This is a genomic window from Komagataeibacter sp. NFXK3 (assembly GCF_054182245.1).
Genome location: NZ_JAPIVJ010000002.1, coordinates 236,764 through 258,688 on the forward strand (window position 1 = coordinate 236,764; position 21,925 = coordinate 258,688).

At 66.9% G+C, this 21,925-nt stretch carries 18 protein-coding genes; 9 read left to right on the forward strand and 9 right to left on the reverse strand.

The genetic code is table 11. From position 1 onward, the window contains the following. Positions 1 to 163: 163 nt before the first annotated feature. Genes OQZ28_RS03285 through OQZ28_RS03300 form a run of 4 tightly spaced genes read right to left on the reverse strand, consistent with a single transcriptional unit; the run spans position 164 to position 7,102 of the window. A complete protein-coding gene (locus OQZ28_RS03285) occupies positions 164 to 2,299 on the reverse strand; it encodes a VWA domain-containing protein (protein ID WP_458135131.1) in 2,136 nt (711 codons plus the stop codon). Positions 2,300 to 2,304: 5 nt separating this feature from the next. Continuing rightward, positions 2,305 to 5,049, reverse strand: a complete 2,745-nt coding sequence (locus OQZ28_RS03290) for a DUF4159 domain-containing protein (RefSeq protein ID WP_458135132.1) — start codon at positions 5,047 to 5,049, stop codon at positions 2,305 to 2,307. Continuing rightward, positions 5,046 to 6,047, reverse strand: coding sequence for a DUF58 domain-containing protein (locus OQZ28_RS03295; RefSeq protein WP_458135133.1), 1,002 nt, complete (start codon positions 6,045 to 6,047; stop codon positions 5,046 to 5,048). Before OQZ28_RS03295 ends, OQZ28_RS03290 begins: the two co-directional genes overlap by 4 nt. A gap of 2 nt (positions 6,048 to 6,049) precedes the next feature. Beyond that, positions 6,050 to 7,102 (reverse strand): AAA family ATPase, encoded by a 1,053-nt coding sequence (locus OQZ28_RS03300; RefSeq protein WP_130730298.1) that lies wholly within the window; start codon positions 7,100 to 7,102, stop codon positions 6,050 to 6,052. Positions 7,103 to 7,196: 94 nt separating this feature from the next. On the opposite strand from OQZ28_RS03300, the gene OQZ28_RS03305 reads away from it, so the two are divergent. The 6 genes from OQZ28_RS03305 to OQZ28_RS03330 all read left to right on the forward strand — a co-directional run bounded on the left by OQZ28_RS03305 (position 7,197) and on the right by OQZ28_RS03330 (position 14,159). After that, a complete protein-coding gene (locus tag OQZ28_RS03305; protein ID WP_458135134.1) occupies positions 7,197 to 7,766 on the forward strand; it encodes a DUF1285 domain-containing protein in 570 nt (189 codons plus the stop codon). A gap of 29 nt (positions 7,767 to 7,795) precedes the next feature. Further along, positions 7,796 to 8,983: a CCA tRNA nucleotidyltransferase gene (locus OQZ28_RS03310; protein WP_458135238.1), complete on the forward strand. Its 1,188-nt coding sequence runs from the start codon at positions 7,796 to 7,798 to the stop codon at positions 8,981 to 8,983. Between the two features lie 59 nt (positions 8,984 to 9,042). Next, positions 9,043 to 10,827 carry an ABC transporter ATP-binding protein gene (locus OQZ28_RS03315; RefSeq protein WP_408884442.1) on the forward strand — a complete coding sequence of 595 codons (1,785 nt, stop codon included), beginning with the start codon at positions 9,043 to 9,045 and terminating at the stop codon, positions 10,825 to 10,827. A 143-nt stretch (positions 10,828 to 10,970) separates the two neighbouring features. Beyond that, positions 10,971 to 12,059 carry an efflux RND transporter periplasmic adaptor subunit gene (locus OQZ28_RS03320; RefSeq protein WP_458135135.1) on the forward strand — a complete coding sequence of 363 codons (1,089 nt, stop codon included), beginning with the start codon at positions 10,971 to 10,973 and terminating at the stop codon, positions 12,057 to 12,059. Beyond that, entirely contained in the window at positions 12,056 to 13,630 is a 1,575-nt protein-coding gene (locus OQZ28_RS03325; RefSeq protein ID WP_130730294.1) for a DHA2 family efflux MFS transporter permease subunit, read from the forward strand. The genes OQZ28_RS03320 and OQZ28_RS03325 overlap by 4 nt, the downstream gene beginning before the upstream one ends. Before the next feature lie 109 nt (positions 13,631 to 13,739). Continuing rightward, complete coding sequence (locus OQZ28_RS03330) at positions 13,740 to 14,159, forward strand: NUDIX hydrolase (RefSeq protein ID WP_458135136.1); 420 nt, start codon at positions 13,740 to 13,742, stop codon at positions 14,157 to 14,159. Here OQZ28_RS03330 and OQZ28_RS03335 read toward each other — a convergent pair. The 3 genes from OQZ28_RS03335 to OQZ28_RS03345 all read right to left on the reverse strand — a co-directional run bounded on the left by OQZ28_RS03335 (position 14,141) and on the right by OQZ28_RS03345 (position 17,436). Continuing rightward, the gene (locus OQZ28_RS03335; protein ID WP_130730292.1) at positions 14,141 to 14,644 is read right to left on the reverse strand and encodes an RNA pyrophosphohydrolase; all 504 of its coding nucleotides are present in this window, start codon (positions 14,642 to 14,644) and stop codon (positions 14,141 to 14,143) included. The two genes, OQZ28_RS03330 and OQZ28_RS03335, sit on opposite strands and share 19 nt — an antisense overlap. A gap of 20 nt (positions 14,645 to 14,664) precedes the next feature. After that, positions 14,665 to 16,269: a S41 family peptidase gene (locus tag OQZ28_RS03340; RefSeq protein ID WP_458135137.1), complete on the reverse strand. Its 1,605-nt coding sequence runs from the start codon at positions 16,267 to 16,269 to the stop codon at positions 14,665 to 14,667. A 147-nt stretch (positions 16,270 to 16,416) separates the two neighbouring features. Further along, a complete protein-coding gene (locus OQZ28_RS03345) occupies positions 16,417 to 17,436 on the reverse strand; it encodes a murein hydrolase activator EnvC family protein (protein ID WP_458135138.1) in 1,020 nt (339 codons plus the stop codon). Between OQZ28_RS03345 and OQZ28_RS03350 the strand changes: the two genes are divergently transcribed. Further along, a complete protein-coding gene (locus OQZ28_RS03350) occupies positions 17,362 to 17,721 on the forward strand; it encodes a hypothetical protein (protein ID WP_458135139.1) in 360 nt (119 codons plus the stop codon). The two genes, OQZ28_RS03345 and OQZ28_RS03350, sit on opposite strands and share 75 nt — an antisense overlap. Positions 17,722 to 17,780: 59 nt before the next feature. Here the strand turns inward: OQZ28_RS03350 and gpmI are convergent, their stop codons facing one another. Then, positions 17,781 to 19,337, reverse strand: a complete 1,557-nt coding sequence (gene gpmI, locus OQZ28_RS03355; RefSeq protein ID WP_130730289.1) for a 2,3-bisphosphoglycerate-independent phosphoglycerate mutase — start codon at positions 19,335 to 19,337, stop codon at positions 17,781 to 17,783. A gap of 92 nt (positions 19,338 to 19,429) precedes the next feature. Here gpmI and msrB point away from each other — a divergent pair, with 92 nt between their 5' ends. Continuing rightward, positions 19,430 to 19,831 carry a peptide-methionine (R)-S-oxide reductase MsrB gene (gene msrB / locus OQZ28_RS03360; protein ID WP_130730288.1) on the forward strand — a complete coding sequence of 134 codons (402 nt, stop codon included), beginning with the start codon at positions 19,430 to 19,432 and terminating at the stop codon, positions 19,829 to 19,831. A 97-nt stretch (positions 19,832 to 19,928) separates the two neighbouring features. Next, positions 19,929 to 20,582 carry a uracil phosphoribosyltransferase gene (upp, locus tag OQZ28_RS03365; protein WP_130730287.1) on the forward strand — a complete coding sequence of 218 codons (654 nt, stop codon included), beginning with the start codon at positions 19,929 to 19,931 and terminating at the stop codon, positions 20,580 to 20,582. A 145-nt stretch (positions 20,583 to 20,727) separates the two neighbouring features. Here upp and OQZ28_RS03370 read toward each other — a convergent pair whose 3' ends face one another. After that, positions 20,728 to 21,924, reverse strand: a complete 1,197-nt coding sequence (locus tag OQZ28_RS03370) for a threonine ammonia-lyase (RefSeq protein WP_458135140.1) — start codon at positions 21,922 to 21,924, stop codon at positions 20,728 to 20,730. Position 21,925 lies beyond the last annotated feature (1 nt).

The window sequence follows — 21,925 nt, forward strand, 5'->3', positions numbered from 1 at the left end:
TTTTGGGTGCCGCCTTTTTTCAAAAAGGCGGTGTTCTTTGAAGCTTTTGAAAAAAAGCTTCACCAAAAACTTCCTTATGATTTCTGGATGTTTGCTGAGCTAACTTTTCAAAACAGTCTCTTGGACCGCCGCTTTGTCAGTTCCTTGATTGCAGTCCCTGCCTTCAGGGGCGGCTCTCCCGCCACCATGCCATGAACACCATCAGCAGCACGAACAGGCCCATGGCCCAGGCTGGCAGCATGGCTCTTGCCTGCTGCCCCGATACGCTGTGGGCATTGCGGGCGGGGAAGGCGAAGCGGCTGGCCGATGAAGCGTGGCTCCCGTCAGCCATCACCATCTCCGGCACGGCAGGGGCCTGCGCATTCGCGCCAAGCCAGTGCACGCCGCCGCCGGTCGCCGCCGCCATGGGGCCAAGCACCGAAGCCGTGGCCCGCAAATCGGCAAACTCCAGCGGGTCTTCCGCGCGCGGGGCGGCAAAGGCTGCATGCCCGTCATCATCCCGCACGGTCCATATGCCTTCCTGTGTCGCGGGCAGGCGGGCGCGGGCAAGGCCGGTATTGCCAGCGGGCTCGAGGGTGACCTGCTGGCTGGTGCCATCGGGCGCCGTGACATGCACCACCGGTGCAGGCCCAGTGGTGACCGAGCGGCGCGTGATGGTCATTTGCCCTGCCGCAATGCTGGCCTCAAGCTGGTTTTCCTCCAGTTCCGGCTCTTTCATCAGCCAGTGCGAGATGCGGCGCAGCAGCTCGGATTGCGGGCCGCCGCCACCTTCGCCATGCGACCACAGCCAGGCCTGGTCGGACATGAGGAAGGCCACGCGCCCCTTGTCCGCATGGTCAAGCACCAGCAGGGGCTGGTGGTCGGGGCCGGTCATGAGTACCTCGCCCCGGGCGGTATCGCTGCGCAGGCTGCGATACCACGGCCCCCAGCCCGGCTTGCTGCCTGCATGCTCGGGCGCGCCCGGCAGGCCGGAGGTGACAGGGTGGCGCATGCCGGTCTCGGTCAGGTCGGGCCTGAAGCGCTGGATGGCCATGCCATCGGCCGTGCTCACATGCGCGGGTAGGATGTCGGCAAGCGGGGTATCCTGCAGGGAGCCCGCGGTCAGGAATTCCGGCCCGCCAATCAGCAGCAGCCCGCCGCCTTCACGGATGTGGTTGACGATGTTGCGCAGATAGGCCTCGGGCAGGATGCCGCGGTTTTCAAACCCGTCGAGAATGATGAGGTCGAACTGCCCCACCTTCTGCTGAAACAGTTCGTTGACGGGGAAGGCGATCAGCGCAAGGTCGGAAAGGGGCGTGCCATCATCACGGTCGGGTGGCCGCAGGATGGTGAAGTGCACGAGGTCCACCGAAGGGTCGGCCTTGAGCAGCCGCCGCCATACGCGCTCGCCCTGGTTGGGCGTGCCTGACACCAGCAGCACGCGCAGCCGGTCGCGCACGCCGTTGATGCGGATGACATCATGGTTGTTGCGCGTCGAGACCTCGCCGGGCAGTTCGGGTGCCGACAGGCCCACCAGCATCTCGCCCGGATGGGTGACGGGCAGGGTAATGTCCTGTGGTTCGCCAATCTTGACCGGCCGGGTGAAGGTCGCGCCATCGCCCTGCGTGAGCGTGAGCTGCGTGGTGGCCCCCGGCTGTGGGGGCGCGCCCTGGTCATCGATCTGCACACGTATGGTCACGTCCTTGCCCACGATGGCGAAGGGCGGCGCCTGGAGCACGCGCAGGTGGCGGTCGGTTTCCTCGCCCCTGCCGGTCAGCAGCACGTGCAGCGGCAGGAGCGTGCGGTGGCCGTGACCATCATCGGGGTTGAGCGTGTCGGGCACGGTGGCGGGCACGTCATGGTCCTCGCCATCGGTAATCAGTACGGCGCCCGCCAGGCGGGAAGGGGGAATGTCAGCCGCCGCCTGCTGCAACGCCGCAAACAGCCGCGTGCCGCCATGCTGCGCCTCGCGCACGGTCACGATGCGGGGTACGAGGCCGGGCACGCGGTTCATGGCGGCCTGCACGCCTGCCGCCGCATTGCGCGCCATCTCGCCCCGGTTGCGCTCGTTCATCGAGGCCGATTGGTCCACCACCACAAGTGCCGTTTCAGGCAGGGGGTGCCATGTCTCGGTAATGCGCTGGGGGTTGTACAGCCACAGGGCAACACCCAGCCCGGCCAGCAGCCGCCACACGCTGCCGCGCACCCGGCGGGCAAGGCCCCACAGGGCGAGCACGACGCAGGCGGCCAGAAGCAGGTTGATGCACCACGGCGGCACAAGCGGGCTGAGCGCCATCATGTGGCGCGACAGGTCAGGCATGCCGCTTACTCCCCAAGCCGTTTGAGCAGAGCAGGCACATGCACCTGGTCCGCCTTGTAGTTGCCGGTCAGGGCATAGATCACGGCATTCACGCCAAAACGGTAGGCCGTGACGCGCTGTTCCGCCCCGTCGGGCACGGGGGCGTAGGGCGTGTTGCCCGTTTCATCCACCGCCCAGGCATGCGCCCAGTCATTGCTGCCGATGATGACCGGGCTCACCCCGTCATTGGTGCTGTCGCCCTCCTGCGCCACCCATACGGGCATGCCCTCATACCGGCCGGGAAAATCATGCAGCAGGTAGAAGGTGTGCGAGAGCACATGGTGGCTGTCGAGCCGGGCGAGCGGCGGAATGTCCAGCCCCGCCGTCATGCGCCTCAGTGCCGCCGCCGTGCCCGGCGCCGAGCCGGTATAGCTGCTGGCGTTTTCGGGTGCGGTAGCGGGGTCCTGGCCCTGCGTGTCGATCAGCAGGATGCCGCCATGGTGCATATAGGTGTTCAGCGCCGCCGTGCGGGCAGGGCTGGTGGCGGCATCCGCCGTGACCGGCCAGTAGATGAGCGGGTAATAGGACAGGTCATCATGCTCCGGCGTCACGCCATCAGGGTGGCCCAGTACGGCGGAGGTGCGGGCGTTGACGTAGTCCGACAGGCCCTGCAGCCCCTCTTTCGAGACATCATCGACCTCCGCATGTCCGGTCACGATGTAGGCCAGCCGGGTTTCAAGGGCGGCACGCGGCACGTCGGGCGGTATGTCGTCGGCCGCCTGCGCATGGGCGGCGGTCAGGCCCATGGCGCAGCACAGGGCCAGGGCCGCAAGCCCGCGCCACTGCCGCCCGCGCTGCACGATGCTGACCAGCCCATCGGCCAGGAGCAGCACGCTCGCCAGCAGGAGCAGCACCGGCCCGATGGACAGGTCGGCCACCTGCCCGCGCAGGTCCGATACGGTGCCGATGGCGGGCTGGGCCGCAAGGGCTGCCGGGTCATCACCCACATTGAGCGCGCGGCGGCTGTTGCGCGGGCCGTAAAGCCCCGGCGGGTGTTCGGGGCTGGGCGCGGTATGGCCAAACGCATCGGCCCGTAGCGCCTGCGCGCCTGCGGGGGGTGCGACCAGCGTGCCATCGCCATCAAGCGCCATGTAGGGGGCCAGCAGGGTGGTGCCCGCAGGCGTTTCGATGCCCGAGGCCTGGTCGATCAGGTGCTGGAGCATGCCCACGAACAGCCCCGAAAGCGGCAGGTTCGACCATTCCGCCGTGCTGGTTACATGGAACAGCACCACCTGCCCCGCGCCCAGTGCGGCGTGGGTGACCAGCGGCGTGCCATCATCAAGCCGCGCCCAGCTATGGCTGTCCAGATCGGTGGCGGGCTGGGCCAGCACCTGCCGTGACACCGTGACATCGGCCGGGATGTCCAGATCATGGAATGGCGACGTGGCGGGGAAGGGGGCCAGATGCTCAGGCCTGCTCCATGACATGGCCCCCCCCAGTTCACGTGCGCCCGCCATGAGCGGCACGGGCAGGAGCGGGTCGGCCTGCGGTTGGGGCGTATCGCCACCGCCATCCGTGGCATCCGCCCCCTGAATGAGCAGCGGGCCGGCAAAGCGGATCAGCGTGCCGCCCGCGCGCACCCAGGCCGCGACTTTCTTGCGGCTTTCGGGGCTGCCCAATGTGCCGTCGGGCGCAATGATGACCGAAAGCGGGCGCGCGAGTAGCGTATCGAGGTCGCCCTCGCGCAGTTCGGCGGCGGGTTGCAGCGCGCGGCGCAGGTAGAACAGGCTGCCCATCAGCGGCGTGTCGGAACTGCCGGTTGCGATCAGCCCCACCGGGCGCTGGCGCTCGCGCTCGTCAAGCAGGCGGATGCCCGCGGGCCCGGCCATGCCCTCAAGGGCGAGGTGATCGACCTTGTTGCGCAGTTCGGCGGGCAGGTCGGGGGCAAGGTCGGCATGGTCGGCGCCTGCGGGCAGGTTGACCGGCAGCAGGCCGAGCGTGCCGCCGGTTGCGGTTTCAAGGCGGAGCTGGCCGGTGCGCGGATGGTCGCGCGGCACCGTGCGCAGCCGCGTGGCCAGACTGCCCTGCCCGCTGGCAGGCGGGGCGAGCAGCACGATGTCGGATTGCGGCACCTGCATGTCATGCACGGGGCCAATGCCAGCGAGTGCTGCGGCAAACCCCGTGTCGGCCTGCGTGGCCAGCCCGTCGGCAATGTAGAGGACCGGCCCGCGCCAGCCCTGGCCCGCAAGGGTTGTGAGCGCATGGGTGGCCGCAAGGCGGTCGGCAGGCCAGGCGCGCGGCAGCATCGGGTCGATCTGGCTGCGCAGCAGGTCAGCCTGCATGGCGGGCTGGACCGTGATCGGGTCGAGCGCGTCGTTGCGGGCGGTGAGCAGCAGGCGGCCTGTGTGGCCGGTGCGGGCAAGGTGGTCGAGCAGGCCATCGAGCGCATGGATGCGCTGTGACCATGTGCCCGCAGCCGCCCAGCCGTTATCGAGCACGATCAGGCAGTCGGCATCGGGCAGGCCGGCCTGCCCGCGCGGAAAGACCGGCTGCGCCAGCCCCAGCACCAGCCCCAGCACGGCCAGGCAGCGCAGCAGCACGCGCCATAGCGGAGCGGAGGTCGCATCAGGCGGCGGGGCCGCAAGTGTAGCAAGCAGCCGCATGGGCGGGAAGGACTGCGTGCGCGGCGCGGGCGGGCGGGCGTGCAGCAGCCACCACACGGCGGGCAGGGCCAGCAGGCCCAGCAGCATCCACGGTGCCAGCAGGATCATGGCCGTCCTCCCGCCCCGAGCAGGGTGTGGAGCGCCATCAGCGCCGCAAGCGGCGGCTGGTCGGTCATGTGCACCACGGGCGGGCTGCCTGCCGCCATGCACAGCGTGCGCAGCCGCGCCTGGTGGCGCTGCCAGATCACGGCATAGTCCTGTTGCAGCGTGGGGCTGCCATGGAGCAGGCGGGCCGTGTCCTCCTCCACGCCGGTGAAGCGGGTGGGGCCGGCATAGGGCAGGGTGGTCTCCGCCGGGTCGAGGGTTTCCACCAGCGTGGCGGTGGCCTGGCACGTGGCAAGCTGGCGCAGGAAGGTCTCAAGTTGCGTGGGCGGGTACAGCCCGTCGCCAAACAGCAGCACGCGGCTGCGGGCGGGTATGGCGGCGGCCAGCGGCAGGTCGGGTGCATCGGGCGCATGGCGCAGGGCGGCCAGCAGCGCATGGGCCATCTGTTCCAGCGCGCGATGGCCGTGCAGGCGCAGCGGCGGGGTTGTGGGGTTGGTGGCCAGCAGGCGGATCTGCTCGCCCTGCCCAAGCAGCATGGCCGCACCGGCCAGCGCCAGCACGAAGGCCCGCTCGGCCTTGGGCGGCAGGCCAGGGGCGGAATGCCAGCGCATGGATGCGCTGTTATCGCACCAGATGCATATGGTATGCGGGGCCTGTGCTTCGCGCTCGCGTACGAAGGCCCGGTCGCCCCGCGCGGACTGCCGCCAGTCAATGGCACTGGCTGCCTCGCCCTGTGTTGCAGGGCGGTATTGCCAGAACTCGTCGCCCTGGCCCGCCCTGCGCCGCGCATGGCTGCCCGGGCCTGTGGCGCGGGCAAGGTGCTCGGCGGTCATGAGCAGGGCGGGCAGCCTGCGGGCCAGGTCATCGGCCAGCGCGGTGGCGGTAATGGCGTTGCGCGGCAGGAACCCGGCCCCCGCAGCCTCCGGTGCGGGGCGGGGCGCGCCGGGCGCGCGGGCAGTGTTCGGGATCAGCCGCGACAGGAAGGAGGGAAGGGTGGCCAATGTCAGCCGATCCGTCCGGCCAGCGTATCGATCAGCGTGGACAGGCGCAGGTTTTCCGCCCGCGCGGTAAAGGACAGCGCCATGCGGTGGGCCAGGATGGGGTGGGCCAGCGCCACCACGTCCTCGATGGTGGGGGAGAGCCTGCCATCAAGCAGGGCGCGGGCACGGGTGGCCAGCATCAGCGCCTGTGCCGCGCGGGGGCCGGGACCCCAGGCCACGGCCTCGCGGATGGTGGGGTCATCGCTGGTCTCGGGCCGGGCCGCGCGCACGAGGCGCACGATCGCATCGACCACCTGCTCGCCCACCGGCAGGGCGCGGACCAGCGCCTGCGCCTCGATCACGTCAGCCGCCGTGAGCACGGGGCTGGCGGTGGCGGTGGTGGTGCCGGTGGTGGCCAGCAGCATGGCGCGCTCGGCCTCCGCCGTGGGGAAGTCGAGCGTGACCTGCATCAGGAAACGGTCAAGCTGCGCCTCGGGCAGGGGATAGGTGCCTTCCTGCTCGATGGGGTTCTGGGTGGCCAGCACGTGGAAGGGGCGGGGCAGCGGGTGGTTGGTGCCCGCAATGGCCACCTCGCGCTCCTGCATGGCCTGCAAAAGGGCCGACTGCGTGCGCGGGCTGGCGCGGTTGATCTCGTCCGCCATGAGAAGCTGGCAGAACACCGGCCCCGCCACGAAGCGGAAGCTGCGGCGGCCGGCCTCGTCCTCATCAAGGATTTCGCTGCCCAGAATATCGGCAGGCATGAGGTCGGGCGTGAACTGCACGCGGCGTGCGTCCATGCCCATCACGTGACCCAGCGTTGTGACCAGCAGCGTCTTGCCCAGGCCCGGCGCGCCGACCAGAAGCGCGTGCCCGCCCGCCACGATGGTGGTCAGCACCAGGTCGATCACCCGGTCCTGCCCCAGTATGACACGGCCGATTTCCGCCCGCGCCGCCCGCAGGCGCGCGCCCATGCTCTCGGCCCGGGCCGCGATCTGCTCGCCGGTCAGGGAAGGGGGGGATGTCATGCCCGCCTGCGGCGCCGCATGGAGGGGGGAGGTATCATCCATGGTCATCATTCCAACAGTCTGACAGGTCCGGGGGTTTCATCAAGGCAGTGTTGATCCCTATATCAAGTCCAGCAGCTTCCATAGTGTCGGGTTAACGCAATTGATGGACGATTTCGAGACAGGACAGAACCCGCCGGCCCGCGTGCCGGGGCAGGGGGGAACATGCGGCGCGCTGCCGTTCGTGATCAGGCGTGACGGAACGTGGCTGTACCGTGGCTCCCCCATCCGCCGCAAGCCGATGGTCTGCCTGTTCGCCTCCACCCTGCGGCGCGACGCCCAGGGCGGCTTCAGGCTCCAGACCCCGGTGGAGCAGGGCACGATCGAGGTGGAGGATGCCCCCTTCGTGGCCAATCACCTTGAATGGCATGGCTGCGGGCGGGGGCAGGTGCTCTCGTTTCGCACCAATGTCGACCAGGTGATCTGCGCAGGCCCCGACCACCCGATTCGATGTGACTGGAACGTGCCGTGCGAAGGCTGCGGCACCGGCCCCGTGCCTTACCTGCATGTGCGCGATGGCGATGGCGCGCTGCCCATCGAGGCCCGCATCGCCCGCCCGGTCTATTACGAACTCGCCGCCCTTGCGGTGGAGGGGCACTATCAGGGCGTGCCCTGCCTTGGCGTGTGGAGCCAGCATGTGTTCTTCCCGCTTTCCGCCATGGAGGCGGCTTCGTGACCAGCCCGCTCGCCACGCTGGGTCATGCCATGCCTGACGTGCTGGAGCAGCTTGGCCGGATCTGGACCATCCTCCCCGATGCAAGGCTGGTGGGCGGCGCCGTGCGCGACCTGCTGCGCGGGCAGGCGGTGGCCGATATCGACCTGGCCTGCGCCGCGCCCCCCGATGTGGTGATGGCGAAGCTGAAGGCCGCAGGCATACGGGTCGTGCCCACGGGCCTTGCGCATGGCACGGTCACCGCCGTCATTGACCGCCGCCCCTTCGAGATCACGACCCTGCGGCGCGATGAGGAAACCGATGGCCGCCACGCCACCGTGGCCTGGACGCAGGACTGGCGCGAGGATGCGGCACGGCGTGACTTCACCATCAACGCCATGTCGTGCGACAGCGCGGGCGTGGTGCATGATTATTTTGGCGGCCAGGCTGACCTGGCGGCAGGAAGGGTGCGTTTTGTAGGCGATGCCCGCCTGCGCATTACCGAGGATGCGCTGCGGATCCTGCGCTTCTTCCGCTTTCAGGCCCGGTATGGCAGCGGCAGGCCTGACCCGCAGGCGATCAATGCGATGACGGGGCTCGCTGGCCTGATCGACCGCCTCTCGGTCGAGCGGATATGGTCGGAGCTGCGGCGCATCCTCACAGGCCCCGAGGTGGCGCGCACGCTTGGGCAGATGCACGATTGCGGCGTGCTGGACCATGTCCTGCCCGAAGGCTACGCCATCCCCCGCCTCGAGCGCCTGCTGGCCTGTGGCGCGCCGGATGAGCCGGTGCTGCGCCTGGCGGCGCTGGTGGTGGGCGACGGGCGTGAAGCGGCGCGGCGGCTGAAGCTGTCGCGCGCGGAAACGGGCGCGCTGGTCCGCACGCGCGGCGGGCCGGTACTGTGCCCCGGCCTTGACGCACCTGCCATCCTGCGCCTGCTGGCCGACCACGCGCCATGCGACCTGATCTGGCGCGCGTGGCTGCGGCAGGCTGACCAGCTGGCCCGCCCCGATGCGGGGTGGGATGCCCTGCGCCACCAGCTTGCGCACACGCAGCCCCCGGTCTTTCCCCTTAACGGTGGCGACGTGATCGGCGCGGGCTGCCCGCCTGGCGCCATGGTGGGGCAGGTGCTGGGGCAGGTGCGGCACTGGTGGCTTGAAAAGGGCTGCGCGCCGGACCATGCCGCCTGCATCGCCCGCCTGCGCGCCGTGCTGGCTGAAGACGCCGCGCGCACGACATAATTTGTAACCGCATGTCGCAGCGCTTTGTTTTGCGTAGGCTTGCGGCTATAGGCCGATTGATGAATGCAATAAAAATGACCGCGCCTGATCGTGCGACGGCGCCTGATGCAACGGTGTCGTCACGCCGCCTCATGCGGCGGCTGTGGCGCGATGAACTGGCCTGCCACAAGCTGCGTATCATGGCGGTCATGGTGCTGACGGCGCTCATGGCCATCTTCAGCGCGCTCTATCCGCTGGTGATCCAGCGCGCGCTCGACATGTTTGCCGACCATGATCCCCGCATCCTGTACCAGGTGCCCATTCTGGTTGTGGTGATTACGGTGGCCAAGGCCATCTCGCAGTACGGGCAGTCGATTGCGGTGCAGTCGCTGGTGCTGCTGGTGATCCGGGGCCTGCAGGGGCGCATGTTCCACCATCTGGTCAATGCCGATATCTCGCGCATCGAAACCGAGGCCCCGGCCCAGATCGCGGCGCGCTTCACCACCGATGCCGTCTCGATTCGCGAGGCGATGATCCGCGCCACCAACGCGCTGGGCGATGCGGTGACCGTGGTGGGGCTGATCGCCTCCATGCTGTACATGGACTGGGAACTCAGCCTGATCGCCGCCGTGCTCTACCCCATCGCCGCCCTGCCGGTGCGCCGCCTGGGCAAGCGGCTGCGACGGGAATCCGGTGGCGTGCATGAACAGATTGGCGAGACCAGCGCCATGCTGGCCGAAAGCTTTGGCCAGTCGCGCACCATCCGCGTCTACCGCCTTGAAGCCGAGGAGGAAGGCCGCGCCGCCCGCGTGCTCGACACCCTGCATGACCGCCTGCTGCGCATTGCGCGCGGTCGCGCGCGCGTAGACCCGATGCTTGAGGTGCTTGGCGGCATTGCCGTGGCCGCCGTGCTGGGCTTTGCGGGTTGGCGGGCCACACAGGGCGGCGCCACGCTGGGCGATTTTTCGGGCTTTGTGGCGGCCCTGCTGCTCGCTGCCCGCCCGTTGCGCGCGCTCGGTACGCTCAACATTGCCCTGCAGGAAGGGCTTGGCGGCCTGCAGCGCGTATTTGACGTGATTGATGAGCCCGTGGCCGTGGCCCAGGCGCCCGATGCCATCAGCCTGCCCGCGGGCGGCGGCGACCTCCGTTTCGAGCAGGTGGCCTTTCGCTACCCCGATGGGCGCATGGGGCTGACCGGGCTGGATTTCGTGGCCGCACCCGGCCTGACCGTGGCCCTTGTCGGGCCATCCGGGGCGGGTAAGTCGACAGCGCTTTCGCTCATTCCGCGCCTGCATGATGTCACCGGAGGGCGCATCACGCTCGATGGCGTGGACCTGCGCCGCCTGATCCTGGCTGAGCTGCGTGATGCCATTGCCTATGTCAGCCAGGACACGCTCCTGTTCGACCTGCCGGTCATCGACAACATCCGCATGGGCAACCCCAGGGCCACTGACGCGCAGGTGCATGAAGCCGCCCGGGCAGCCGCGGCCGATACGTTCATTCAGGCCCTGCCGCAGGGCTATGCCACGGTGGTCGGCCCCGGCGGGCAGCGCCTCTCAGGCGGGCAGCGGCAGCGCGTGGCGCTGGCCCGCGCCCTGCTGCGCAACCCCCGCGTGCTGCTGCTTGATGAGGCGACAAGCGCGCTCGATAGCGAGAGCGAAGCCATCGTGCAGGAGGCCCTGACCCATCTGCGCCACGGGCGCACGACCATTGTGGTGGCGCACAGGCTTTCCACCGTGCGCTCGGCTGATCTGGTGGTGGTGATCGCGCAGGGGGAGGCGGTGGAATGCGGCACGCATGATGAACTGATGGACCATGATGGCCTGTACGCCCGCATGGTGCGCAATCAGGCCTTCACGCTCTGACCTGACCGGGCGAATGTGCATGCGGGCCGGGGTTGGCGGTTGAAGTGTGGCAAGCTTCGTGCAATGGATTGACCGACCCGTTCGGTCAATGCGCGAGATGACGGGATCAGGGGCTGCAATCAAGTTGATGATAAGGAAAGCAGATGGCCGCGGACGAAGGCAACGCACCTGAAGACGGACAGGATAAAAAGAAAAAGGAAGTATCGCCGCGCCGCAAGCTGATCCTGATCGGTCTTGTCGTGGCGGTGGTGGTGCTGGGTGCGCTCTACTGGTTCCTGCACCGCAACGAGGTGGAAACCGATGACGCCTTCACCGCAGGCCGTGCCGTGGCGGTGGCCCCCCATGTGTCCGGCTACGTGACCGAACTGCTGGTCAATGACAACCAGTTCGTCCATCAGGGTGACATCATTGCCCGGATTGATGACCGCAACTGGCGCGCCCAGCGTGACCAGGCGGCGGCTGCCGTCGATATCGCGCGTGCGCAGGTGCAGAATTATACCCTGCTGGCCGAAGTGGCCAAAAAGAACTTCCCCGGTCACCTCATGGTCGCCCAGGGCCAGTTGCAGCAGGCGCAGGCGCAGGAGTTCAGGGCCGAGACCGATTACCGCCGCCAGCATGGCGTAACCCGTGAGGCGACATCGCAGCAGAACATCGATTACGCCACGGCGGCGCTGAACGCGGCCAAGGCACAGGTGCTCGAGGCGCAGGGCAACCTTGAAACCGCGCTGCCCGTCATCCCCAACATCGCCAGCACCGAGGCCCGCGTGAGCGAGCAGCAGGCCACCCTGAACCAGGCCGAGGCCCGGCTGCGCGAGGCGGAACTGAACGTAGAATGGACCACCATCCGCGCGCCGCATGATGGCTGGATCTCGCAGCGCAACATCGAGCGTGGCACGTATGTCACCGCAGGCCAGACGGTGGTGTCCGTGGTCGAGCCCGAAATCTGGGTCGTGGCCAACTACAAGGAAACGCAGCTCACCCACATGCGCCCCGGCCAGAAGGTGGATATCGCGATCGATGCCTACCCGTTCCTCAAGCTCAGGGGCCATGTGGACTCGCTGCAGCTTGGCACCGGCGCGACCTTCAGTGCTTTCCCGCCCGAGAATGCCACGGGCAACTACGTGAAGATCGTGCAGCGCGTGCCGGTCAAGATCCTGATCGACGAGGGGCTGCGCAGCGACCTGCCGCTGTCCATCGGGCTGTCGGTTGAACCTACGGTCCATACGGAATGAGCGCACAGGCAGCGCCCGCGGCCCCGGCGGATGGCGCGGGCTGGAAACCGAAGCACAACCCATGGCTGATCGCCGTGGTTGTGACGGTGGCCGCCTTCATGGAAATTCTCGATACCACCATCGTCAACGTGGCGCTGCCGCATATCGCGGGCAGCCTGTCCTCAACCTATGATGACGCGACCTGGACGCTCACCTCCTACCTGGTGGCCAATGGCATCGTGCTCACCATATCGGGCTGGCTGGGCAAGCTGTTCGGGCGCAAGCGCTACTTCCTGATCTGCATTGCCATGTTCTCGCTTTCGTCGTTCCTGTGCGGCATTGCGACCAGCCTGCCCGAGTTGATCTTCTTCCGCCTGATGCAGGGCTTTTTTGGCGGCGGCCTGCAGCCCAACCAGCAGTCCATCATCCTTGACACCTTCCCGCCCGACAAGCGGGCCGCGGCCTTTGGCCTGACCGCCATCGCCACCGTGGTTGCCCCCGTGCTCGGTCCGTCGCTGGGCGGGTGGATTACGGATAACTACTCGTGGCGGTGGGTGTTCTTCATCAACGTGCCGGTGGGTATCCTGGCCACCATCGCGGTCTCGATCATGGTTGATGACCCGCCATGGGCGCGCAAGCAGCATGCACCGCTCGACTTCGTGGGCATCGGGCTGATCACTATCGGCTTTGGCTGCCTTGAAGTGGCGGTTGACCGTGGCGAGGACGAGGACTGGTTCGGCTCGCGCATTATCGTCACCATGGCCATCCTTGCCTTCCTCGGCATAGGCGGCGCCATCATCTGGCTGCTGCGGGTCAAGAACCCGGCGGTGGACCTGCGGGTGTTCAAGGACCGCAACTTTGCCGTGGGCACCGGGCTGATGGGGGCGGTGGGCGCGCTGCTCTATTCCTCGGCCATTATCGTGCCGCAGTTCTCACAGCAGATCATGGGCTACACCGCAACGCTGTCGGGGCTGATTCTCTCGCCCGGCGGCATTGTGGTGATCGTGCTCATCCCGCTGGTCGGCATTGCGATGAAATACGTGCAGTTGCGCTATATCATCGCGCTGGGCTTCTTCCTCATGGGCATATCCATGATCTGGTCGGCGCAGCTGGTGCCTGACCTTGATTTCCGCCATCTGGTGATGTTCCGCATGAGCCAGACGGGCACGATGGCCTTCCTGTTCGTGCCGATCTCGACCATTACCTACGCCACCTTGCCCCGCAACCTGAATGCCGATGGTTCGGCGCTGTTCAGCATGGCGCGTAACGTGCTGGGCTCACTCAGCATTTCAGGGGCCACGGCGCTGGTGACGGAGCTGCGCCAGGCGCACCAGAACCAGATGGTGCACTGGATGACGCCCTACCATCAGCCTTTCAACGAATACCTGGCCCACAGCCGGGGCGTTGCGGTGATGCGTGGCTATGCGCAGGGCGCGCTCAATAACGTGGCGATGGGGCGGCTGTACAAGGAGTTCCAGCGCCAGGTTGCGATCCTTGCCTATAACGAGGTTTTCATGATCCTCGGTATCGGGTGCATGCTGGTCGTGCCATTCTGCTTTCTCATGTCGCCGCTCAAGGGCGGGGACAAGTAATGTATGAAAGTTTTTGGCGAAGCTTTTTTCAAAAAGCTTCGAAGAACGCCGCCTTTTTGAAAAAAGGCGGCCCCCAAAAACTTTTGTCAGTTTGAGCATAAGAGGGATCATGGCAGGCATAATCCGGGTTGTCTGTGCAGCCGTTATTGAACGCGAACGCCTGCTGGTCGTGCGCAAGCGTGGCACCAAGGCCTTCATGCTGCCCGGCGGCAAGCCGGAGGCGGGTGAAAGCCCGGAGCAGGCGTTACGGCGTGAAATCGATGAGGAACTGGGCTGCGCCTTGACACTGGGGGCAGAACTGGCTGGCGATTTTTCAGCGCCCGCCGCCAATGAGCCGGGCTATACCGTGCAGGCCCGCATCTGGACCGGGCGGCTTGAAGGCACGCCCGCTGTCGCGGCCGAGATTGCCGAACTGCGCTGGATTACGGCAGCCGATGCGGCAACGCTGTGCCTCGCCCCGCTGCTCAGTGGCAAGACATGGACAGCCCTGGCGCAGGCGGGCCTCATGCCTCAGCTGGCAGTGGCGTAAGGCGCGAAATAGGTGGCAAGCTTGGCATAAATATCTTTTTTGATGCCAACATTCAGGTGGGGTAGCTGCGCAAGCGCCACCCATTTCCATAAATCGAATTCGGCGGGCTGGTGGGTATCAAGCCGTATGTCCCCGTCCTGTCCGGTAAAGCGCAGGGCGAACCACTGCTGCGTCTGTCCCCGGTAACGGCCGCCAAGCGCCTTGCCAATCAGGTGGGCGGGCAGGTCGTAGCTGAGCCATTCGGGGTAGGCGGCCAGGATCTCGGCCCTGTCGGTGCCGATTTCCTCATGCAGTTCGCGCAAGACGGCAACCTGCGGGGTTTCGCCTTCATCAATGCCGCCCTGTGGGCACTGCCAAACGCCTTCCTCCGGTGGACCGCCTGCGCCCGGCATGTCGGTGCGGCGGGCGACAAGTACCTGCCCACGCGGGTTGAACACGAGCGCGCCCACATTGGGGCGGTAGGGCAGGGTGGTCTTGCTGGTCAAAGGCTGGTCTTCCGGCACGATCAGGGGTGAGCCGGTGCGGCGGGAACCGCAGGCGTTGCCGGGGCCGCGGGGGCCTGCTTCTCCGCCGGTGCGGGCGCAGGGGCAGGGGTTGCGGGGGGCGTTGCATCCGGCGTGGTGGTGGGGGCCGCAGGCGACGGGGCGGCAGGCGGCGCGGCCTTGGGGGCTGGTGTGGCAGCAGCGGTGGCAGGCACCTTGCCAGCCGGGGGTGCGGGCGGCTCGGGGGGCACCGGCAGCCCGGCCATGGCGCGCACGACCCGCAGCCCTTCCTGAAGCTGGAAGTCGGTCGTGGGCTTGGTCGGGTCGAATTCGGGCCAGTTCGCGGGCGGCTGCGTCGGGATGGCCTTGGCTATGGCGGGCAGGTCGGTGCGCGTGGGCGGCTGGGCGGTGTTGCCGCCCCGGTTCTTGATGATATGCGCGAGATCGGCCTCGTGAATGCTGTAGCCGCTATCATCATGCGCCTCGCGCACGGGAATGTCGGGGATGATGCCCAGGCCCTGGATGGAACGGCCCGATGGCGTGTAGTAGCGCGCCGTGGTCAGGCGGATCGCACCCTCGCCGGGAATGGGCAGGATGGTCTGCACCGAGCCCTTGCCAAAGGTCTTCTCGCCCAGCAGCACGGCGCGCTGGTGGTCCTGCAGCGCGCCGGCCACGATTTCACTGGCCGAGGCCGAGCCACCATTGATCAGCACGACAATGGGCAGGCCGCCGGTAATGTCGGTGTTATGCGCATCCCAGCGCTGGCTGTCCTGCGTGTGGCGGGCGCGGGTGGAGACGATCTCGCCGCTGCGGATAAAGTCGGAGCCCACGTCGATCGCCTGTGTCAGTAGCCCGCCGGGGTCGGAGCGCAGGTCGATGATCAGGCCCGCCATCCTGTTATGGGTCTGGGCCTGCAGCTTTTTATAGGCCGTCATCAGGCCGGACTGCGTTTCCTCGTTGAACTGCGCGATTCGGATATAACCCACATTGTCATACAGTGCGGACTTGATGACCTGCAGCGGAATGATGGCGCGCGTGAGGGTGACGATAACGGGCTTGGGCGTCTTTTCACGGATCAGGGTCAGGGTGATGCGGGTATCGGGCTTGCCGCGCATGCGGGTCACGACCTGATCGAGCGGCTGGCCATCGATGTTCTTGCCATCAATGGCCACGATGAAGTCACCGGGCTTGATGCCTGCGCGCGCTGCGGGCGTGTCATCAATGGGGGAGACCACGCGCACGTGCCCGTCCTCGCCCTGCACTTCCAGGCCGAGGCCGCCAAACGAGCCCTTGGTCTGGACCTGCAGGTCCGAGAACTGCTTCTCGGTCATGTAGGAGGAGTGCGGGTCCAGCCCGCTCAGCATGCCGTTGAGCGCGTTGGTGATGAGGTCGCGCGTGGAGACCGGCTCGACATAATTGGCCTTCACCTTCTCCAGCACGTAACCGAACAGGAACATAAGCTGTTCGATTTCCTGTGGGGAATTGTCATCCTTCGAGACTGCATCCGCCGCATGGGCCATGGGGGCGAGGCCGCCCCACCTGCTGGCTGAATAGTGGGCAATCTGCGGGGCCGCCACGATCCCTGCAAGAAAGGCGCAACCGATCAGCAGGCCATTACGGAATTTCATACGTCGTTGTCTCCTGGGTGCCCGCCGCCATGCTCCGGCAGGCCTGCACGTAATCTTCGCGTTGCGTTGTAACGTGGTCTTGCCCATCCGTCACGGGTCGGTAGCATATACCGAACCCGTGCTGGGATAAAACCGCCTTGCGCGCCATTACAGGTATGGCGCCGGATTGACCGTGCTCCCCCCGTGGCGCAGCTGCACGAACAGGGTAGGGCGCGCGCCGCCGCCGCTCCATTGCGGCATCTGGCCCACTGCCGCCCCGCGGCTGACCTGCTGGCCCGCCGCCACCGCGATCTCGCCAAGGCCCGCGAGCACGAAGCGGTAATGCTTGCCACAGTCAAGGATCATCATCTGGCCATAGGTACGGAACGGCCCGGCAAAATCAATGCGCCCCGTGCATGGTGCGCGTACGCTCGCGCGTGAAGGTGGTGCGTAGGTGATGCCGGTGGCGGGCCCGCTTTCGGTCGGGTGGCCCCAGCCGGTCAGCACCGTGCCCGCCACGGGCGCGCCCGCGCTGGCGTTCGTGGTGCTGATGCCGGGGCCCGCGCCATCGGCCATTTCATGCGCCTGGCGCCGCGCTGCGGTGGCGGCCTGCATGTTATGCGCGCGCTCGGCGGCGCGGGCGGCCTGCTCGAGGTTTTTTTCGGCCTGATCCTCGGTTTCCTCGATGCGGGTGATGGCGTCCTGCACGCTTGAGGCGCGGCGGGCGGCCTCTTCCACCGCCTGGGTGGCGCTTTCGGCCGCGGCGTTCGAGCGCTGCTGGGCCTCAAGGGCGGCACGGGCCGCGCGGTTGACCGCATCGCGCTGGCTTTCGCGCTGGCTGACCACCTGGCGCATCTGCTGCTGCTGGCGGCCGAGTTCATCATCAAGGGCGAGCAGGCGGGCGCGGCGGTCGTGTATGGCGTGGGCCTGCCGGGCGATATCGGCCATCATGCCATGCACCACCAGCAGGCCGGTCACGGCGCGGTCGGCTGGCAGCGGCACGGCCAGCAATGTGTCAGCGGGGTAGAGCGACAGGCGCTCGGCCAGCGGCAGCAGGGGGGCGAGGCGGGCGACCTGGGCGGCAAGCTGCTGGCGCAGGGCCGCCTGCTCGGCATGCAGGTCGCCAATACGGTCGTCAATATCGGCGGCCTGCTGCTCGGTCTGCTGCAGGCGTGCCGTGGCATCCACCGTGGCGGCGGACAGGCTGGCCGCTTTTTCCGCATCCGCGCGGGCCTGCTCGCGGGCCTGCTGCTGCTCCCTGCGGCGAGCCTCGAGGTCGTGGGCCTGCTGCTGCTCGCGCGCCAGCAGGTTTTCATGTGCGCTGCGTGCGGCTTCAAGCTGCTGGCGGATGCGCTGCTCGCTGGCCGTGGGGGCATGGGGTGTTGCGTGCGTAGCATGGCCGGTATGGGCATGGGACGTACTGCCCGCCGCATGGGTAGGTACGGCCCCGGCAGGTGCGTGTATTGCGCATGAAAGCAGGAACCCGCTGGCCAGGCGGAGCGGCCAGCGGGCTGTAGCATGCAGGCGTGGTGTCAGGATGGCGTGGACCCATCCAGCAGTGAGTGCCCGGTCATGGCGGCGGGCTGGGGCAGGTGCATGAGCTGTAGCAGCGTGGGCGCAAGGTCGGCCAGGCGGCCATCATGCAGCCCCACGCCCTGCGGCCCGCCCGCGAGCACCACGGGCACCACGTTGAGCGTATGGGCGGTGTGGGGGCCGTTGGTTTCGGGGTCGAACATGGTTTCCGCATTACCGTGATCGGCGGTGACCAGCAATGCGCCGCCTGCGTGTTCGATGGCCCTGGCAATGCGGCCCAGCCCGGTATCGACCGCCTCGACCGCCTTGATGGCGGCGGCGAGCACGCCGGTATGGCCCACCATGTCGGCGTTGGCGAAGTTGAGCACGATCAGGTCGTATCTGCCGCTGCCGATCGCCTCGACCGCGCGGTCGGTCAGTTCGGGGGCCGACATCTCGGGCTGGAGGTCATAGGTCGCGACCTTGGGGGAAGGCACCATGATCCGGTCCTCGCCCGCAAGCTGCGCCTCGCGCCCGCCATTGAGGAAGTAGGTCACGTGCGGGTATTTTTCCGTCTCGGCCATGCGCAGCTGTTTCAGCCCTGCCGCACTCACCACATCGCCCAGCAGGTCATGCAGCGCCTCGGGCGGGAAGAGCACGGTCATCAGCTCGGCCAGCCGGTCGCTGTAGCGGGTCATGCCGGTGACGGCAGCAAGGTTGACCAGCTTCACGCGCGTGAAGCCCTCGAAGCCGGGTTCAAGCAGCGCATCGAGCAGCTGGCGGATGCGGTCGGCGCGGAAATTGAAGCTCAGCACCCCGTCGCCATCGCGCATGCCGCCATATTCGCCAATGACGGTGGGGATCACGAACTCATCGGTAGTGCCGGCCTCATAGGCCTTGTCGAGCACATCGAGCGCATCGCCCGCATGCGGGCCTTCACCGGCCACGATGGCGTTGTAGGTCTTTTCCACCCGCTCCCAGCGGCGGTCGCGGTCCATGGCGTAATAGCGGCCCGACACGGTACCGATGCGCGTGCCCTCGGGCAGGGCCGAGAGCAGTCTGCACACATAGCCGTGCCCGGATTGCGGCGCGGTGTCGCGCCCATCGGTAAAGAGGTGCATGGTGACCGGCACGCCCGCTGCGCGCACGATGTGGGCAAGGGCTACCGCGTGGTCCTGGTGGGCATGCACGCCCCCGGGCGAGACAAGGCCCATGAGGTGGCAGGTGCCGCCGGTTTTTTTCAGCGCGGCAATGAAATCACGCATCACGGCGCTGTCTGCCACCGTGCCATCAGCCAGGCCTGCGGTGATGCGCGGCAGTTCCTGCATGACCACGCGGCCCGCGCCGATATTGAGGTGACCCACCTCGGAATTGCCCATCTGGCCGCCCGGCAGGCCCACGTCCTCGCCACACGTCTTGAGGAAGGCACGGGGGCCGGTTGCCCATAATTTGTCAAAGGCGGGGGTACGCGCGGCTTTTACCGCGTTATTGGCTTCATCCTCGCGCCAGCCGAATCCATCAAGCACCACCAGCATGACGGGGCGGGGCGGCCTGTTCACCGATTCATGGTCGTTCATGGGGTTATTTTCTCCCTGTTTTATTTTGTGTGGCATGATGCCCTAAAAGCGTTCAGCGTCAAATGCCTCTGTAGCCAAGGAAGGAAGCAGCCATGTCTGATCCCGCAAGCAGGGAAGGTGCCGCATGCGGCTGCCTGAGCCCCGAACAGTTGCGCATATTGCGCGAACACGGCACCGAGCGCCCCGGCTCCAGCCCGCTGAATAACGAAAAGCGTGCCGGTGAATATCGTTGCGCGGGCTGTGGCGCGCCACTGTTTTATTCCGGCGCGAAATATGAAAGCGGCAGCGGCTGGCCTTCGTTTTTCGAGGCCATTCCCGGCGCGGTGGGCACCACCACCGATACCAGCCACGGCATGACCCGCACGGAGGTACACTGCGCGCAGTGCCACGGGCATCTGGGCCATGTCTTTCCCGACGGGCCGCCGCCCACCGGCCTGCGCTATTGCATGAACGGGCTGGCCCTGACATTCGTGCCACGTGACGGTGCCGACTGAAGCATGCGCCGGAAGGAAGTTTTTGGCGAAGCGTTTTTCAAACAGCTCCGAAGAAGGCCGCGCCCGGAAACTTTCATGACCCTTAGAAGGAATAAAGATGACCGAGCCTGCCACCCCGCATGATGCGGGTGTTGTTGTTGTCGATCACCCGCTGGTGCAGCACAAGCTGACGCTGCTGCGCGAACGCCAGACCGCGACCGGGGAATTCCGCAGGCTTGCGCGTGAACTCAGCCTGCTGCTTGGCTATGAGGCGATGCGCGACCTGCCGCTTGAGCCGGTGGAAATCGACACCCCCATGGAGCGCATGGAGGCCCGGCGGCTGGCGGGCAAGAAGCTGTGCCTTGTTTCCATCCTGCGCGCGGGCAATGGCATCCTTGACGGGTTGCTCGACCTTGTGCCCTCGGCGCGTATTGGCCATGTCGGGCTGTATCGCGACCCTGAAACGCTGGAGCCGGTCGAATATTACCTCAAGCTGCCTGATGATATCGGCAACCGCATCTGCCTTGTGGTCGACCCCATGCTGGCCACGGGCCACAGCGCCGTGGCGGCCATTGACCGGCTGAAGCAGGCCGGGTGCAACAGGATGGTGTTCGTGTGCCTGCTCGCCTCGCCCGAAGGGGTGGCCTGCCTGCGCCGCGCACACCCCGATGTGCGGATCGTGACCTGCGCCATTGATCGCGGGCTGGATGAGCACGGCTATATCCGCCCCGGCCTTGGCGATGCGGGCGACCGCCTGTTCGGCACGAAATGAAACCCACGGAGCTATATGCTGCCCCGTAGGTCTGTGATTTCAAGAAACTGCTTGAAAACAATTCCTTGATAAAAAATGATAAAAGTTTTCGGGTGCCGCCTTTTTTTTAAAGGCGGCATTCTTCAAAGCTTTTTGAGTGCCCGCGTCAGGCGCGGCGCACGATATAGGTCTTGGCCAGTTCGGCCTCGAGTGCGCGGGCATGCTCGGGGTCGCGGGCCTCGATCATGACCTCAAGCTCGGCGGCCTGCACGCTGGGCGTGGTAAACAGGCGCTGGTGCGAGACCTCGATGATGTTGCCACCTTCATCGCCAATCTTGCGCGAGATGTCGGCCAGTACGCCGGGGCGGTCGGGTATTTCCATCTTCAGGCACAAAAGCCGCCCGTCGCGCAGCAGCGAGCGCAGCAGGGTATTGGCCAAGATGCGACTGTCGATGTTGCCACCCGTAATGGGCAGCGCCACGCGCTTGCCCCGGAACAGTTCGGGGTAGGTCAGCACGGCGGCAAGGGCCGTGGCGCCCGCACCCTCGCTCACCTGCTTGGCCCCTTCGGCCAGCATGGTGATCGCGGTCTCGATCGCACTTTCAGGCACGACCAGCACGCTTGATACGAGTTCCCGGATGACCTCGAGCGGTTGGCGGCCGATCTGCAGCACCGCAATGCCCTCGGCAATGGTGGCGCCACCCGGCGGCATCACCTCATCACCGGGGAAGCCCGCGAGTGAGGAGAAGTTTTCCACCTGCACGCCAATGATGTCCATGCCCGGCTGGAGCGCCCGCCCGGCCACGGCGCAGCCCGAGAGCAGGCCACCGCCGCCAATGGGGCAGACGAAGGTGTCAAGCGGGCCTGCATCCTCGAACAGTTCGAGTGCGAACGTGCCCTGTCCGGCCATGACCTCGGGGTCGTCATAGGGGTGGACGAATACCCGCCCTTCGCGCTGGCACAGCATGTTGGCATGCGCCGTGGCCTCGGCGAAGTTGTCGCCCTCAAGCACAACGGTCGCCCCCCACGCAGCCGTGCGCGTGACCTTGGCGGCGGGCGTGAAGCGCGGCATGACAATCACCGCGTCAATGCCAAGCAGGGAAGCATGGCGGGCCACGCCCTGCGCATGGTTGCCCGCCGAGACGGTAATCACGCCACGCTCGCGCTCGCGTGGGGTGAGCAGGGCAAGCTTGTTGGCTGCCCCGCGCTCCTTGAACGAGCCCACCGCCTGCAGGTTATCGAGCTTGAGCACGATATCCGCGCCGGTTGCGCGCGAGAGGGTCTGGCACGGTATGGTGGGCGTGTGGAGTACGCGCCCCTTTATCCGCTGTGCGGCGGCGGTGATATCTTCAAGCGTGATCACG